16 protein-coding genes are annotated in these 15876 nt (G+C 71.6%); 8 read left to right on the top strand and 8 right to left on the bottom strand.

The window, feature by feature from the left end:
- Positions 1 to 87: 87 nt before the first annotated feature.
- The gene (locus ACFZ8E_RS16950) at positions 88 to 1941 is read left to right on the top strand and encodes an adenine deaminase C-terminal domain-containing protein (RefSeq protein WP_405043310.1); all 1854 of its coding nucleotides are present in this window, start codon (positions 88 to 90) and stop codon (positions 1939 to 1941) included.
- Here the strand turns inward: ACFZ8E_RS16950 and rutD are convergent.
- From rutD to rutA, 4 genes are read right to left on the bottom strand one after another with little or no spacing between them, the layout of a single operon-like run.
- Positions 1910 to 2677, bottom strand: coding sequence for a pyrimidine utilization protein D (gene rutD / locus ACFZ8E_RS16945; protein ID WP_405043309.1), 768 nt, complete (start codon positions 2675 to 2677; stop codon positions 1910 to 1912). The two genes, ACFZ8E_RS16950 and rutD, sit on opposite strands and share 32 nt — an antisense overlap.
- The gene (rutC, locus tag ACFZ8E_RS16940) at positions 2677 to 3096 is read right to left on the bottom strand and encodes a pyrimidine utilization protein C (RefSeq protein ID WP_147727583.1); all 420 of its coding nucleotides are present in this window, start codon (positions 3094 to 3096) and stop codon (positions 2677 to 2679) included. The genes rutD and rutC overlap by 1 nt, the downstream gene beginning before the upstream one ends.
- A 25-nt stretch (positions 3097 to 3121) precedes the next feature.
- On the bottom strand, positions 3122 to 3865 hold the full coding sequence (rutB, locus tag ACFZ8E_RS16935; protein ID WP_244030238.1) for a pyrimidine utilization protein B: 744 nt from the start codon (positions 3863 to 3865) through the stop codon (positions 3122 to 3124).
- On the bottom strand, positions 3865 to 4965 hold the full coding sequence (gene rutA, locus ACFZ8E_RS16930) for a pyrimidine utilization protein A (protein ID WP_243988821.1): 1101 nt from the start codon (positions 4963 to 4965) through the stop codon (positions 3865 to 3867). The genes rutB and rutA overlap by 1 nt, the downstream gene beginning before the upstream one ends.
- A 272-nt stretch (positions 4966 to 5237) precedes the next feature.
- Here rutA and ACFZ8E_RS16925 point away from each other — a divergent pair, with 272 nt between their 5' ends.
- From ACFZ8E_RS16925 to tatC, 7 genes are all read left to right on the top strand, one after another.
- The gene (locus ACFZ8E_RS16925) at positions 5238 to 5723 is read left to right on the top strand and encodes an acyl-CoA thioesterase (protein ID WP_405043308.1); all 486 of its coding nucleotides are present in this window, start codon (positions 5238 to 5240) and stop codon (positions 5721 to 5723) included.
- An 83-nt stretch (positions 5724 to 5806) separates the two neighbouring features.
- A complete protein-coding gene (argS, locus tag ACFZ8E_RS16920) occupies positions 5807 to 7567 on the top strand; it encodes an arginine--tRNA ligase (protein WP_405043307.1) in 1761 nt (586 codons plus the stop codon).
- A gap of 38 nt (positions 7568 to 7605) precedes the next feature.
- Positions 7606 to 9021, top strand: a complete 1416-nt coding sequence (locus ACFZ8E_RS16915; RefSeq protein ID WP_243937490.1) for an SPOR domain-containing protein — start codon at positions 7606 to 7608, stop codon at positions 9019 to 9021.
- 231 nt (positions 9022 to 9252) lie between these two features.
- Complete coding sequence (nagZ, locus tag ACFZ8E_RS16910) at positions 9253 to 10260, top strand: beta-N-acetylhexosaminidase (protein WP_147858685.1); 1008 nt, start codon at positions 9253 to 9255, stop codon at positions 10258 to 10260.
- Between the two features lie 159 nt (positions 10261 to 10419).
- Positions 10420 to 10695 carry a twin-arginine translocase TatA/TatE family subunit gene (locus ACFZ8E_RS16905; protein ID WP_147727044.1) on the top strand — a complete coding sequence of 92 codons (276 nt, stop codon included), beginning with the start codon at positions 10420 to 10422 and terminating at the stop codon, positions 10693 to 10695.
- Positions 10696 to 10796: 101 nt separating this feature from the next.
- Complete coding sequence (gene tatB / locus ACFZ8E_RS16900; protein ID WP_147727045.1) at positions 10797 to 11348, top strand: Sec-independent protein translocase protein TatB; 552 nt, start codon at positions 10797 to 10799, stop codon at positions 11346 to 11348.
- Positions 11349 to 11351: 3 nt separating this feature from the next.
- Positions 11352 to 12152, top strand: coding sequence for a twin-arginine translocase subunit TatC (tatC, locus tag ACFZ8E_RS16895; protein WP_147727046.1), 801 nt, complete (start codon positions 11352 to 11354; stop codon positions 12150 to 12152).
- 128 nt (positions 12153 to 12280) lie between these two features.
- On the opposite strand, the gene ACFZ8E_RS16890 is transcribed toward tatC, so the two are convergent.
- The 4 genes from ACFZ8E_RS16890 to ACFZ8E_RS16875 form a co-directional block, all read right to left on the bottom strand.
- Positions 12281 to 13048, bottom strand: coding sequence for a thioredoxin family protein (locus ACFZ8E_RS16890; RefSeq protein WP_243988810.1), 768 nt, complete (start codon positions 13046 to 13048; stop codon positions 12281 to 12283).
- 4 nt (positions 13049 to 13052) lie between these two features.
- Entirely contained in the window at positions 13053 to 14054 is a 1002-nt protein-coding gene (locus ACFZ8E_RS16885; RefSeq protein WP_243945498.1) for a lipid A biosynthesis lauroyl acyltransferase, read from the bottom strand.
- Between the two features lie 113 nt (positions 14055 to 14167).
- The gene (locus tag ACFZ8E_RS16880; RefSeq protein WP_147727049.1) at positions 14168 to 15190 is read right to left on the bottom strand and encodes a zinc-binding dehydrogenase; all 1023 of its coding nucleotides are present in this window, start codon (positions 15188 to 15190) and stop codon (positions 14168 to 14170) included.
- A 395-nt stretch (positions 15191 to 15585) separates the two neighbouring features.
- The gene (locus ACFZ8E_RS16875; protein ID WP_405043306.1) at positions 15586 to 15876 is read right to left on the bottom strand and encodes an SH3 domain-containing protein; all 291 of its coding nucleotides are present in this window, start codon (positions 15874 to 15876) and stop codon (positions 15586 to 15588) included.

Below are 15876 nucleotides of genomic sequence, written 5' to 3'. Positions count from 1 at the left end.
GAACCTCGGTCCTGTCGACCGGTCCGGCCGCCCTGGCACGATGCGTGCCCGGATCGCCTCCATCCGCCCGCGAGAGTGTCCGACCCGATGTCGCAAACGCCGCTGAACCGCTTCTCCGTCGCGCCGCTCGCGCAGATGACGCGCCGCCTCGCCGACGTGGCGTCGGGCCGGGCCGAGCCGGACCTCGTGATCGCCGGCGCGCGGGTGCTCTCGACCTATTCCGACCGCATCCTGCCCGAGCGCGAGGTCTGGATCGCGGGCGGCCGGATCGCCGCGGTGAAGCCCGCCGGCAGCCATCGCGGCGGCGCGGCGCGGTTCGATGCGGGCGGCGGGCTGATCGCGCCGGGCCTCGTCGACCCGCATCTGCACATCGAAAGCAGCATGATCACCGCCTGCGCCTACGCCGAGGCGGCACTTCTGAACGGCACGACGACGATCGTCTGCGACAGCCACGAGATCGGCAACGTGCTCGATGCCGACGGCGTCGCCTGGATGCTGGAGGATGCCCGCGCGGCGGCGCTCAACATCTACCTCACCGTGCCGAGCACGGTGCCGGCGACGACGCCGGAGCTGGAGACCGCCGGCGGCGACCTCACCGCCGAGAAGATCGCCGCCCTGTTCGACGCCTGGCCCGAGGCCTTGGGCCTGGGCGAGAAGATGGATTTCGTCGCGGTCGCCGAGGGCGATCCCCGCGCCCACGCGATCATCGCGGCTTCGCTGTCGCGCGGGCGCCCGGTCTCGGGCCACATCTACGGCCGCGACTTCGTCGCCGCCTACGCCGCGTCCGGCGTCACCGACACCCACGAGGCGATCGACCGCGACATCGCCGACGACCTGCTCGACGCCGGCATCTGGATCTTCCTGCGCGGCGGGCCGCCGACGACGCCGTGGCACTCGCTGCCGAAGGCGATCGGCACGGTGGTCGATTACGGCGCCGCCTGGAAGCGAGTCTGCTGCTGCACCGACGACCGCGACGCCGAGGACCTCCTCGCCTACGGGCTCGACTGGGTGGTGCGCGAAGCGGTGCGGATGGGCATCCCGAAGCCGGCGGCCTGGTCGATGGGCTCGCTGCACCCCGCGACGCGCTACGGCCTCGACGGCGAGATCGGCGGCCTCGGCGGCGGCCGGCGGGCCGACCTCGTGCTGCTCGACGACGACCTCGTGCCGCAATCGACCTGGTACGGCGGCGAGCTGGTGGTCGAGAACCGCTCGATCACGCCGCGCCTCGACGCGGCCCTGTCGCGCCCCTACCGCTACCCGGCGCGCGCCTACGCCACCGTCCACCTGCCGGTGCCGGTGCCGTCGCTGATCCCGACGCTGCCGGAAGCCCCCTGCACCGTCAACGCGATCCGCACGACGCTGCCCGGCATCGAGCTCGTCCACGAGCGCATCACGCTCGATCCCGCCGTAGACTGGCCGACGACGCTCGCCGAGAACGATCTGTGCCACGTCGCCGTGGTGGAGCGGCATGGGCTCGGCGGCCACGCCGCGCACGGGCTGCTGCGCGCCTTCGGGCTGAAGCGCGGCGCGGTGGCGAGCAGCGTCGGCCACGATTCGCACAACCTCATCGTCGCCGGGCTGAACGAGGCCGACATGCGGGTCGCGGTCGACGCCATCGCGGCGCATCAGGGCGGGGTCTGCGTGGTCGAGGACGGCGCGGTCGTCGCGATGGTGCCGCTGCCGGTGGCGGGCCTGCTCTCGGACAAGCGCGTCGGCGCGGTCGCCGAGGAGGTCCGCGCTCTGAAGGTCGCCTGGGAGCGGGCCGGCTGCACCATCCCCTACATGGGCTTCAACCTGATCCCGCTCTCGGTGATCCCGCAGATCCGCATCACCGACAGGGGCCTGGTGCTGGTGCCGGAGATGCGCCAGGTGCCGCTGTTCGAGCCGGCCTCGGAGAGTTTCCGCCCAATCAGAGCAGGAAGTCGAACAGCGTCCGGTTGAAGGCTTCCGCCCGCGTGACGCTGTGGGCGTGGCCGCCCTCGGACACCAAGTCGAGGCGGGCCTTGGCGAGGCCGGCGGCGAGGCGTTCGGACGCGGTGTAGGGCACCAGCACGTCGTCGCGGGCGGCCATCACCAGGGTCTCGTGCGGGATCGCGCCGAGCCGCCCGGCCAGGGTGAAGCGCTCCAGCGCGCCGATCCGCGCGAGCACCGTCTCGGGCCCGGGGAAATGCGCCAGCGCATGCGCCTCGTCCGCCGCCACCCGCGCGGCATTCTCGGACAGCCACCGGGCGGGATAGAGGAAGATCGCCTGCGCGCGGACGAAGGCCTCGGGGCCGGCATGGTTCAGGAGCGCCTTGCGGGCGGAAAAGCACCGCAGCGTCGCGGAATCGATCGCGTCCCAGCCGTTGATCACGACGATGCGCCCGACGCGCGTCGGGTGGTTGAGCGCCAATTGCAGCGCGATCAGCCCGCCGAGCGCGTGCCCGACGACGTCCGCCCTCGCGGTGCCGGTGGCGTCGAGGACCGACAGCGCGTCCTCCGCCATCGCCGCGATGTCGTGGCCGGGCTCGAGCGGGCCCTTCGAGCGGCCGGTGCCGCGATGGTCGTAGGTCAGGACGCGGAAGTGCGGATCCAGCGCGGGCATCTGCGGCGCGAAGTAGCCCGCCATCCCGCCGAGCCCGGGCGAGAGCAGGACGGTCCGCGCGCCGTCGCCGGCGACGTCGTGATGGACCGGCATCAGACCGAGGTGTCGACGGCGAGCGCGCCGACCGGCCTGCCGACATGCGCCACAGAGGCGATCTCGACCAGCGCGTCCGGCTTCACCAGCCCGCACTGGATGCAGTAGCGCGCCGGCTTCTCGCCGGGGAAGTATTCGGCATAGACCGCGTTGATCGCCGCGTAGTCGGCCCAGTCCTTCAGGAAGACGTGGTTGAAGGTCACGTCGTCCATGGTCCCGCCGGCGGCCGCGACGACGCCCTTGATCGTCTCGAGCACGTGGCGGGTCTGGGCCGACGCGTCTCCCACATGGACGACGTTGGCGTCGGCGTCGAGCGGCAGCGTGCCCGAGACGTAGAGCACGCCGTCGGCCAGGGTTCCGGGCACGTAGGGCGCCAGCGGCTTGCCGGTGCCGGGCGGGATCACGACGGTCTTGGGCATTGTATTCGGGACTTTCCGTTGGCGATCACTCGGCGGCTTCGGTGCGACGCGGCTCGGCACCGAGCGCCGTCTCGAAGGCCGCCACGTCCGAGACCCAGCCGAAGAACGTCTCGATGTTGAGGAGCGCGCCCTCCTGCAGGCTCGGCGGGCCGGCCTGGTGGGTGGCGTCGGCCAGCACGATGCCGAAATATTCGAGGAAGAACCCGTCGCGCAGGGTCGATTCCACGCAGACGTTGGTGGCGATTCCGGTGAAGACCAGGGTGCGGATGCCGCGCGCCCGCAGGGTGCTGTCGAGCGCCGTGTTGTAGAAGCCGCTGTAGCGCGGCTTGCCCATGACGATGTCGCCGGGCTGCGGCTTCAGCGCGTCGACGAGGTCGTAGTCCCAGGTGCCGCGGGTCAGCAGCCGGCTGTTCAGCCCCGGCTGCCGGCGCATGGTCTTCAGCGCGTTGGACTTGTGCCAGTTCGGCGAGCCCGGCCCCCCGGCCTCGACGTAGTCGGCGTCCCATCCGTTCTGGAACCACAGCACGACGATGCCGGCCGCCCGCGCGGCCGCGACGGCGGCGGCGATGCGGCCGATCACCGGCCCGGTCTGCGACACGTCGAAGCCGGCCAGATCGAGGTAGCCGCCCTTCGTCGCGTAGGCGTTCTGCATGTCGACGACGATGAGCGCGGTGGCCTCGGGCGCGAAGGCGATCGGCTCGGGCCGCGCGGGCAGCGTCACGCCGCCGAAGCGGCCGGCGGCGTCGCGGTATCCGGCGGGCGCCTCCATCACGCGACCTCGGAGAGCGGCGCCGCAGCCGCGGCGACGTGCCGGCGGGTCAGCATCAGCGGTTGGATCTTCTGCCCGAAATCGTCGAGCCCCTTCAGGAAATCGTCGAACACCAGCAGCACCCCGCCGGTGCCGGGCACGGTCATCACCGCGTCGAGCATCCGCGCCACGCTCTCGAACGAGCCGACGAGGGTGCCCATGTTGATGTTCACCGCCGAGGTCGGGTCGGCCATCTGGCGCACGTTGGTGTCGGCGCCGGACTTCGTGTCGGCCGCGCCCTGCACGCCGAGCCAGGCGATCGCCTCCTGGTCCGCGCCCGCCTTGTAGTGCTCCCACTTGGCGTGGGCGGCGGCATCGGTCTCGTCGGAGATCACCATGAACAGCACGTAGGAGGAGACGTCGCGGCCGGTCTTCGCCTTGGCGGCCTCGAGGCGCGCAACCGTCGGCGCGAAGGCGGTAGGGGTGTTCACGCCCTTGCCGAAGCAGAAATTGTAGTCGGCGTAGGTTGCGGTGAAGGCCATGCCGGCCTCGCTCTGGCCGGCGCAGATCACCTTCATCGCACCTTGCGGCCGCGGGCTCAGGCGGCAATCGTCCATCTGGAAGTATTGGCCCTTGAGGTCGCTGCGCCCGGTCTCCCAGAGCTCGCGCAGGATCTGCGCGTATTCCGAGAGGTACCGGTACCGGTCGGCGAAGAAGGCGTCGCCGGGCCAAAGGCCCATCTGCGAATATTCCGGCTTCTGCCAGCCCGTGATCAGGTTGAGGCCGAAGCGTCCCTCGGAGATCGAGTCGATCGTCGCGGCCATCCGCGCCGTGATCGCGGGCGGGAAGCACAGGGTCGGCGCCGTGGCGTAGAGCTTGATCCGCGAGGTGACGGCGGCGAGCCCGGCCATCAGCGTGAACGATTCGAGGTTGTGGTCCCAGAACTCGGTCTTGCCGCCGAAGCCGCGCAGCTTGATCATCGACAGGGCGAAGTCGAGGCCGTAGCCCTCGGCCTTCAACGTCACCGCCTTGTTGAGGGCGAAGCTCGGCTTGTATTGCGGAGCATTCTCGGAGAGCAACCAGCCGTTGTTGCCGATCGGGATGAAGACCCCGACATTCATCGCTGCGGCGGGTTCGTCCATCGGCCACCTCTTCCGAACGCGACCCGACCCGCTCGCGGCGGGCCCGAGACGGGGAACGGTAACCGCTCGAACCAGCCCGTCAAATCGCGGACGCGGCTCTGCACAAAATCTCCGCGGGTTGCTCAGGCGATGCGCGCGATCCGCCTAGCCGGGAAGCGATCCCGGGTGCGGATCGAGCCGCCCGGATGCGCGAAACGCCGCCCGCGATCTGGTAGACCGGGCATCACGTGCCCTGCCCGATGGACGCCGCGATGCGCGAGACGCCTGCCCCGAACGCCGCCACCTCACTCCGCGCCGCCACGAACCGGGCGTCCTATCCGCGCCACGTCTCGATTGGCACGCGCTGGGCCGACAACGACGTCTACGGGCACGTCAACAACGTGGTCTACTACGCGTTCTTCGACACCGCGGTGAACGGCCTGCTGGTCGAGGCCGGCGTGCTCGACATCGCGCGATCCCCGGTGATCGGCCTCGTCGTCGAGACCGGCTGCCGCTACCACGCGCCGATCGCCTTCCCAGACGTGGTCACCGCCGGCGTGCGCGTCGCGCGGATCGGCCGGTCGAGCGTGCGCTACGAGATCGGGCTGTTCCGCGGCGACGCCGACGAGGCCGCGGCCGAGGGCTTCTTCGTGCACGTCTACGTCGACCGCGCCACCCGCCGGCCCGTCGCGTTGCCGAAGCCGCTGCGCACGGTCCTGCAAGGGTGGACCAGCACCGCGGAGCCGTCCCTGCCGTGACACCTCCGCCCCCCCTTGCTATGGCGCGGGGATGAGACACCGTCGCATCGTCGGGCGCCGGTGCGAGCGGATTTGACACGATCATGAACATCTTCGCCCTGTTCGAGGCGCGCGTGCGCGAGGCCGTCGAGGCGCTGGTCCGCGGCGGGACGCTGCCCGAAGGCCTCGACCTCGCCCGGGTCGTGGTCGAGCCGCCGCGCGACGCGAGCCACGGCGACCTCGCCACCAACGCCGCCCTGGTGCTCGCCAAGGAGGCCAAGACCAACCCGAAGGCGTTGGGCGAGGCGCTGGCCGCCGAGCTGCGCACGGACCCGCGCGTGGTCGGAGCCGAGGTCGCCGGCCCCGGCTTCATCAACCTGCGCCTCGCGCCCGCCGTGTTCCACGACGTTCTGCGCGGCGTGCTGGCCGATCCCGCCGGCTATGGGCGCGGACGGATGGCGGGCGGCCCGGTCAACATCGAGTACGTCTCGGCCAACCCGACCGGCCCGATGCATGTCGGGCACGGCCGCGGGGCGGTGTTCGGCGACGCGCTGGCCAACCTCCTGGTCGCCGCCGGCCGGCAGGTGACGCGCGAGTACTACATCAACGACGCCGGCGCGCAGGTCGACGTGCTCGCCCGCTCCGCCTACCTGCGCTACCGCGAGGCGCTGGGCGAGGAGGTCGGGGCGATCCCCGAGGGTCTCTATCCCGGTGACTACCTCGTGCCGCTGGGGCAGGCGCTGGCCGAGACCCACGGCCGCGCGCTGCTCGGGCAACCGGAATCCGAATGGCTGCCGGTGGTGCGCGAGACCGCCATCGCCGCGATGATGGCGATGATCCGCGGGGACCTCGCCGCGATCGGCATCCACCACGACGTGTTCTTCTCCGAGCGCACCCTGCAGGGGGAGGGCGGCGGCGCGGTCGCCGCGCTGCTCGCGGAGCTGCGCGAGAAGGGCCTCGTCTACGAGGGACGCCTGCCGCCGCCCAAGGGGCAGGTGCCGGAGGATTGGGAGGACCGCGAGCAGACCCTGTTCCGCACCAAGGATTTCGGCGACGACACCGACCGGCCGCTGCTGAAGTCGGACGGCTCCTACACCTACTTCGCCTCCGACATCGCCTACCACCGGGCGAAGTACCTCGCCGGCGCCACCGAGCTGATCGACGTCCTCGGCGCCGACCACGGCGGCTACGTCAAGCGCATGCAGGCGGCGGTGAAGGCGGTCACCGACGGGCGGGCGAGCCTCGACGTGAAGCTGTGCCAGCTGGTGCGGCTGTTGCGCGCGGGCGAGCCCGTGAAGATGAGCAAGCGCTCGGGCGAGTTCGTGACGCTCCGCGAGGTCATCGACGAGGTCGGCCGCGACGCGATCCGCTTCATGATGCTCTACCGCAAGAACGACGCGACCCTCGATTTCGACCTCGCCAAGGTGGTCGAGCAGTCGAAGGACAACCCGGTCTTCTATGTCCAGTACGCCCATGCCCGCATCCGCTCGGTGCAGCGGCAGGCACGCGATGCGTTCCCCGACTTCGATCCCGCCGATGCGGCGGCGCTGGGTGATGCGGACTTCGCGCTGCTGTCCGATGAGGGCGAGGCCGAGATGCTGCGGCTGATCGCGCAATACCCCCGCGTGCTGGAGGCGGCCGCCGCCGCCCACGAACCGCACCGGATCGCGTTCCACCTCTATGAAACGGCGAGCAGCCTGCATAGTTTCTGGAACAAGGGCAAAGACTTGCCGCAATTACGGTTTGTTAATCCAACCGACCGAAAGTCGACTCGGGCGAGGCTGGCGCTGATCGAAGCGCTGCGAGGCGTCCTGGCATCCGGTCTCGCCGTGCTTGGCGTGAGCGCTCCGGACGCGATGCGATGAGTGCGCCCCCTAAGTCGGCGTAGGATAAGGATGCTGCCATGACGAACGCTTCGCGTGCGCCTGTCGATTTCGACGCCTTCGCGCGCGATCTGCAGCAGCCTTCGCCGGCCCCGCGGGCCGTCGAACCTGCCGCACAGAAGCCCGACCCGCTGGCGGAACTCGCCCGCATCGTCGGCCAGGACGATCCTTTCCGCGCCCTCCTCGCCGCCCGCGACGACCGGCGCGAGCCCGCGCCCCAGGCGTCCGCCCATCGCGGCCGCCAGGAGCCGAGCTTCGGCAACGAGGCCGCCCATCATCCGAACGATTACGCCGAGCCGCAGCGCAACACCCCGGCCGACGCGTTCGACCAGTATCTCGCCTCGGTCGACCACGGCTCCGACCAGCCGGTGGCCTACGGCGACGCGCAGACCTACCAGGACGGCGGTTCCGAGGCCTACGACCAGCGCAGCCTGAAGCGGGTGAAGCCGCGCCGGCGGCTGGTCACGGTCGGCGCCGGCGTCGCCGTCGTCGTCGTCGCGGTGACCGGCGCACTGACCTACAAGGGCCTGAGCCGCGGCGGCAGCGGCGGCGGCGTGCCGGTGATCCAGGCCGACACCTCGCCGGTGAAGGTCGCGCCGAAGGTCGCCGACGGCGTCGAGATCCCGGACCAGAACCGCCAGATCTACGAGCCCAAGGCCAAGGACAGCCAGATCCGCATCGTCAACCGCGAGGAGCAGCCCCTCGACGTGGCCCAGGCCGCCCGCGCGGCGCAAGGGCAGGATCGGCCGGCACAGGATCGCGGCGAGACGGCCAACCTCACGCCGGGCTCGGCCTCGTTCGACGTGTTCGGCCAGCCGCGCAAGGTCCGCACCGTCGTGGTCCGGCCGGACACCCCGCCCCCGGCGGTCCAGCGCGAGGCCCAGGCGGAATCGTCCCCGATCTCGCCGGTCCCGACCATGACGCTGCCGGGCGACGATGCATCCGCCGCACGCCCCAAGCCCGGCCGGATGGCGGCGGCTTCGACGCCGCAGATGCCGAGCCAGACCGCGACCGCGCAGCCGCCCTCGCAGCCCGCCGCAACGCAGGCGCCGCCGGCGCCCGAGCGCACGCCCGCTGCGGCGGTCCCGCCGCCGGCCAAGCCGAAGGCACCGCAGCGCGTCGCCGCCGTCGCGCCCGAGGCCGCCGTCCCGGTCGAGGCCCCGGCCACGACGGCGACCGTGAGCAACGCCGCCGTCGGCGGGTTCTCGGTCCAGCTCGGCGTCCGCACCAGCGCCAAGGAAGCCCAGACCGCCTTCCGCGAGATGCAGGGCAAGTACAGCCAGCTCGCCGGCAAGCCGGAGCTGATCCGCCAGGCCGAGGTCAACGGCAAGACGATCTTCCGGGTCCGCGTCGGGCCGCTGGCCAAGGCGGAAGCCACGAGCCTCTGCACCGAGCTTCAGGGCGCCGGCGGACAGTGCTTCGTCGCCAAGAACTGAGCCCGCCTCCACAAAACCCGCGTCGGCGGATCGCCTGAGATCGGCGATCCGCCGGGGCCGCGCCTGAGTCGCCGGCGCAACACCCGAGCGTGCGCGGACCGATGGTCCGGCAGACGTCGCGGTTTGGCCTTGCGGCGCGGGCATCTCCTGTCGGACGCTCGCCACGGATTCGTATTCTTCGTCCGGGCAGGCGATGCCCGCAACCCAACCCTCCCGGGAAGACCGTCCCCGATGACCTCCCGTGCCCTGATCCTCGGCTGCGCCGGCAAGACCCTGTCGCCGGACGAGACCGCGTTCTTCCGCGACGTGCGGCCCTGGGGCTTCATCCTGTTCAAGCGCAACATCGGCACGCCGGACGAGGTCCGGGCGCTGACCGCGTCGCTGCGCGCCACGATCGGCCGGGACGACGCGCCGATCCTGATCGACCAGGAGGGCGGCCGGGTTCAGCGCATGGGGCCGCCGCACTGGCCGGCCTACCCGGCCGGCGGGCGCTTCCGCCGGCTCGACGGGGCGGCCGCCGCGATGGCGCGGCTCGGCGCGCGCCTGATGGCGCACGACCTCGCCGACGTCGGCATCAACGTCGACTGCGCGCCCGTCCTCGACGTGCCCGAGCCCGGCGCCCACGACATCATCGGCGACCGCGCCTACGCCACGACGCCGCAGCAGGTGGCCGAGATCGGCCGGGCGGTGGCCGAGGGCCTGATGGCCGGCGGGGTGCTGCCGGTGATGAAGCACATCCCCGGGCACGGCCGCGCCGCCTGCGACAGCCACCACGGCCTGCCGGTGGTCGAGGCGAGCCTCGAATCCCTCGCGGCCCAGGATTTCCGGCCCTTCCGCGCCCTCGCCGACCTGCCGATGGCAATGAGCGCCCACGTGGTATTCACGCAGATCGATCCCGACCGGCCGGCGACCCAGTCGGCGCCCGTGATCGCCGACGTGATCCGCGGCGCGATCGGCTTCGACGGCCTGCTGATGACCGACGACCTGTCGATGCATGCCCTGACCGGGCCGTTCCGCACCCGGGCCGAGGCGGCCTTCGCCGCCGGCATCGACGTGGCGCTCCACTGCAACGGCGACGCGGACGAGATGCGCGCCGTCGCGGAGGGCACGCCGTCGCTGGCCGGTGCCGCCCTGCGCCGCGCGGAGGCGGCGCTCGCCCGGCTCGGGGGCGCCCGCGACGGCCTCGACCTGCCGCTGGCCCGTGCGCAATTCGCCGCGGCCCTAGCGCAGGCCGCCTGACGGGGCGCGGTCCCCGCATGGGATTGCCGGGGCGATCCGGGTTTGACCGCTTGTGTTAACCCGGCGCGGTCCCTAGGTTCTGCCCGAAATTCAACCGCGGACACGTGCCGACGCGGACACGTCTCTCACGATGCGTGACCCGTGGCGCAGGAGGTTGCCATGGGCAGCATGAGTATCTGGCACTGGGTCGTCGTCGCCGTCATCGTGATGCTGCTGTTCGGCCGCGGCAAGGTCTCGGACCTGATGGGCGACGTCGCCAAGGGCATCAAGGCGTTCAAGAAGGGCATGGCCGAGGACGAGGCGCCGACGCAGGCCGCGACCCCGCCCGTCGCCCCGGCCGAGCCCGTCCGCACCATCCCGCACGCGGGCGAGACCAGCCCCGGCACCGCGATCCCGGCGAGCCACCTGCCGCAGGGCGAGCGCAAGCCCGTCTGAGGAGGCCCGGGCCCGCGCCCCCGCGTGTGGGGGCACGGCTCATTTCCCGAGGCCCGTCGGCGCCGTGGCGACGGGCCCGAGGCTGCAGGACCGTCGACGACATGCTGGACATGAGCTGGGGGGAGGTGATGCTGATCGGCGGCGTCGCCCTCATCGTCATCGGGCCGAAGGACCTGCCGAAGGCGCTGCGCACCGTCGGGCAGGTGACGCGGAAGGTCCGCCGCATGGCGGGCGAGTTTCAGATGCAGTTCAACGAGGCGATCCGCGAGGCGGAGCTCGACGACGTCCGCAAGGAGGTCGACGGCATCCGCGACACGGTGCGGGGCGCGAGCGGCGGCTTCAACCCGGTCCAGACCATCCGCGACGAGCTCAAGGGCGCCGTCGAGGCCCGCGCGCCGAAGCCGAGCTCGGCGACGCTGGCCGACGCCACCGCGCAGCTGAAGGCGGCCGAGAGCGCGGCTCCGACGACCGGCGGCGCCTACGACGTGCCGAAGGCCCTGGAACAGCCCGTCGCCCAGCCCGTCGCGGAAGTGCAGGCCGCCCCCGAGCCGCTTCCCGTCCCGGGATCCGTCGACGACCCCTACGGGCCGGCCCCGGACCCGACGCCCGCGCCGCACGGCCCGGCCCCCTCCGCACCGGCCGCAGGCCATTAAGCGATGATCGACCAGACGGACGAGGCCGAGATCGAGGCGTCGCGGGCGCCGCTCCTCGACCACCTGATCGAATTGCGCGCACGGCTGATCAAGTCGCTGATCGCGTTCGTGATCATGTTCTTCGGGTGCTTCTTCTTCTCGCGCGAGATCTACAACATCCTCGTCCACCCCTACGTCTCGATCGTCGGGGTCGAGAACGCCAAGCTGATCGCGACGCACTTCCTCGAGCAGGTCTTCACCAACATCAAGCTCAGCGTCTTCGGCGCGGCGTTCCTCGCCTTCCCGGTGATCGCGACGCAGATCTACGCCTTCGTCGCCCCGGGCCTGTACCGCAACGAGCGCAAGGCGTTCATGCCCTACCTCGTCGCCACGCCGGTGTTCTTCGTGCTCGGCGCGCTGGTCGTGTTCTTCCTGGCGATGCCGCTGCTCATCAAGTTCTCGGTGTCGCTGCAGCAGGTCGGCGTCGCCGGCGAGCCGACGATCGCGCTGCTGCCGAAGGTCGACGAGTACCTCTCCCTGATCATGACGCTAATCTTCGCCTTCGGCATCGCCTTCCAGCTGCCGGTGATCCTGACGCTGCTCGGGCAGATCGGCATCATCGACGCCAAGTTCCTGCGCGAGAAGCGGCGCTACGCGATCGTCCTCGTCTTCGTCGCCGCCGCCGTGCTGACGCCGCCCGACGTGATCTCGCAGCTCTCCCTCGCGCTGCCGATGCTGCTGCTCTACGAGGCCTCGGTGTTCTCGGTGTCGCGCATGGAGACGCTGCGCGCCCGCCGCCGCATCGCCGAAGGGCTCGACCCGTAAGACCGAGCCGCGACGCCGGGCGTCGACGACGACGGGGCATGACCCGGCTGCGGGTGAGGCTCGATTTTGAGGATCCCAGGCGGGGCTTGCTCCGGTTCGAGGCTCCGTGCCGCAGCGACCGGGCCCCTTCAGAGACCGGGCCCTTTGGCGGCGCCGAATATCCTGGCCGGCCGACCGCCGACCGTCCCCTGAACCACCACGACCCAGGCATCGGCCTCCGCGACGCGGGCCGCCGTTCGGGGCACCTCGAACCGCACCGCCTGGCCGGTCCAGGGCCCGAGGCGCTGCAGGCCGCGCACGACGTTGACGTAGGTGGCGGTTCGGCCGCGGTTCTCGCCGCCGCCGATCGCGACCGGGCGGCTGCGCAGGACCGGAACCAGCCAGACGTCGCCCTTCAGATCCGCCTTCGGTACCGGCTCGGCCCCGATCTCGATCACGATCCGCTCGTCGCGCTCCTCGCCGCGGACCGGCACGGGCAGACCGCCGCGGGCGTTCGCCTCGCGCAGCAGCTTCTCCAGGGCGGCCCTGTCCGAGGCGACGGTCGAGGCGGAGCCGTTGATCACGGCCTGGGGGGTGAACATCTGGCGCGCGCCGTGCACGCCGGAATAGGCATGCTGCCGCTCGCCGAACGGGCGCTGGGCCAGGGTGTCCTTCCAGCCGAGATAGTCCCAGTAGGTCACGGGAAGCGTCAGCGCGAGGATGCCGGGCTGGCGGGCGAGGTCGCCGATCACCGGATCGGCCGAGCGGCAGGCGGCGCAACCCTGGCTGGTGAACAGCTCGACCACCGCGCGCAACGGCTCGGCCGCAGCCGGACCGCACGGCAGGCCGGCGGCCAACGCCGCGAGCAGGACGCGGATCGGGACGAACGCGTGGGAACGAGCGTGGGTCGCCGTCATCGCCTCAGGAGAGCGCACGCGACGCCGGCTGGGAAATCACGTTGGCTTGAGGCTCGGCGACCTCGGTCGCACGCGCCTTCGGCAGCATATTCGGCCGCCAGCGCCGGTGCATCCACAACCACTGCCCGGGATTCTCGCGCACCCAGCCCTCGACGATCGCGGTCATCGCCTGCATCGCGCCGGCCACCGCGATCTGCCCGTCCGCGTCGCGCGGCAGGTCGAGGGGCGGGGTCAGCTCGAGCCGAAACCGGCCGTTCGGAAGGCGCACCACGCGCGCGCCGTGCACCGGGCAATCGTAGTGGCGGGCGAGCTTGGCGAGCAGCGGGTTCGCTAGGCACGGACGCCCGAAGAACGACACCACGACGCCGCGGGTGAAGTGCTGGTCGATCAGCTGCCCGAGATGGCCGCCGCGCTCGACCACGCCCTGCATCGCGAAGGCGCCGCCCGGCCCGGAGGCGGCGAGCCGCCCCATGGTCTTGCGCCGGACCTCCTGCACGAGGCGCGCCGCGGCCGGGTTGTTCGGCGCGCGGAACACCGCGGTGGTCTCGAGATCGAACTTCGCCGCGCAGATCGCCGGCAGCTCCCAGTTGGCGAGATGGGCCGAGAACACGAGGCCCGGGCGGCCGTCGTCGCGCAGCGCCAGGAAATGCTCCAGGCCCTCGACCTGCATGCGCTGGGTCGCGGGGTCGGCGGGGTCGAAGTCGAACAGCGTGTCGAGATGGGCGTACTCGGCGCCGGTGCGGCCGAGATTGTCCCAGGCGGACCGCGCGATCCCTCGGATCTCGGCCTCGGACGCGTCGGGGAAGGCGGCGCGCAGATTCGTCAGCGCCGTCCGGTGCGAGGGCAGCCAGGGCCCGAGCGCGCGCAGCAGCGCGCCGCCGGCATCCCCCGCGCGCTCGGGGCCGAGGACCCGCGACAGCCAGAACACCGCGCGGATCAGTGGCAGCATCGCATAGCCGGCGAGCCGCGGCAGGTTGCGCTTCAGGGTCAGGGCGAGGCGCAGCAACGGGTCACTCTCGGGTGGGAGGCGTCCCGTCGAGGCGGGGCGCGGGCGCGGCGGGCGACGCCGCGCGGGAAGCTCCGCGGGCTTAGATCATTTCATCGCGACAGGGGAGGGCGTCAGAAGCTCACGAGGATCTTGCCGAAGACCTTGCGCGATTCCAGCCGTTCGAGCCCCTGCGCGAAGTCCGCCAGAGGATAGACGGTGTCGACGACGGGGCGGATGCCGTCGGCCATCTTGTCGAGCGATTCCGCAATGTTGGCGAGCCGGCAGCCGAACGAGCCGGTGATGCGGTATTGCTGCTGGAACAGCTGCATCAGGTTCATCGTCGTCGAGACGCCCGAGGTCGAGCCGCAGGTCACGAGGCGGCCGCCGCGCTTGAGGCAGAGCAGCGAGCCGTTCCAGGTGTCGGGGCCGACATGCTCGAACACCACGTCCACGCCCTTCCGCTTGGTCAGCCGGCGGACCTCGCCCTCGAAGCGCTCGGTGCGGTAGTTGACGACGTGGTCGGCCCCGAGCGCGGCGGCCTTGGCGCCCTTCTCGTCGTCGCCCACCGTCGTGTAGACGGTGCAGCCGATGGCCTTGGCCATGCGGATCGCCGCGGTGCCGATCCCTGAGCCTCCGGCATGGACCAGGATGCTCTCGCCGGGCTCGAGCTTGGCGTTGTCGAACAGCATGTGCTGCACCGTGCCGAAGGCGATGCCGGCGCAGGCCGCGTCGGTGAGGCTGACCGCGTCGGGCACCTTGACCACGAGCCGGGCCGGCATGGTGACGAACTCGCGGGCGAAGCCGTCGATGTGGAAGCCCATCACCCCGCCGACATCCTCGCAGAGGTTGTCGCGGCCCTCGGTGCAGGCGCGGCATCGGCCACAGGTCATCGCGCCGTAGAGCGCGACCTTGTCGCCGGCTTCGAGCCCCTCGACGCCCTCGCCGAGCTCGGCGATCTCGCCCGCGGCCTCGGCGCCGACCGTCAGCGGCAGACGCCGCTTGGCGAAGGCCATCCCGCGAAAGCCCCAGACGTCGATGAAGTTCAGGCCGACCGCGCGGACGCGCACCCGAACCTCGCCGGGACCGGGGGGAGGGGGCGCCTCGACCTCGGTCAGGCGCAGGTCGCGGTCGCCGAAGAGTTGCAGGGCTTGCATCGGATGACTTTCAAACGCTTGGCCGGCCCCGCCCGGACCTCGGCCGATCCCAATCACGCCCGCATCCCGAGGTGCTCGCGCCAGCGGGCCTCGAAGGAGCCCTCCAGCGGGCGGAGCGATCCCTGGAGTTCTCCTTCGAGGCCTCCGCTTCGCTCCGGCACCTCGGGATGAGGGCGCGGGGTGGCCGTAACATATCTCATCCGTCCGCAGCACCAGCGCATGGCGGTGCGACAACGCCGAGATCGTCACGGACCGCCGCATCCTGCTCGCCACGCCATTCCTCGAGGCGAGGATCGAGACCGAGGAGATGCAGCGACGGGTCGTCCGATCCCGCATCGCTTGGAGCCCGAGCTGCCATCACATCGGCCTGCACGACCGAATCCGAGACGGGGATCTCATTCCGGCGCGAGGTAGCGCCGCCGCGCCCAGCCCACGGTGCGGCCGACCTTGACCCGGCACCACGTCGTGCGGCTCGGCGTATCGTTGGTGCAGCCGACGACGAGCGCGCGGGTGCGGATCTCGCCGACCACCTCGGCCGCCGGGTCGGGCTCGGCGCGGATGCTCAGCGTCTCGCCGCGCGGCAGGCCGTCGACGCGGTACGGGACCGGATCGGCCCGCACCGCACCGGTGCCGAGGTGAAGCAGCAGGCCGGCGAGGGCCGGACGGACGAGGAGCGAGGCGCGCAT

Source organism: Methylobacterium sp. HMF5984 (assembly GCF_045033435.1).
GTDB lineage: Bacteria > Pseudomonadota > Alphaproteobacteria > Rhizobiales > Beijerinckiaceae > Methylobacterium.
This window is presented reverse-complemented; position numbering and strand designations above follow the sequence as displayed.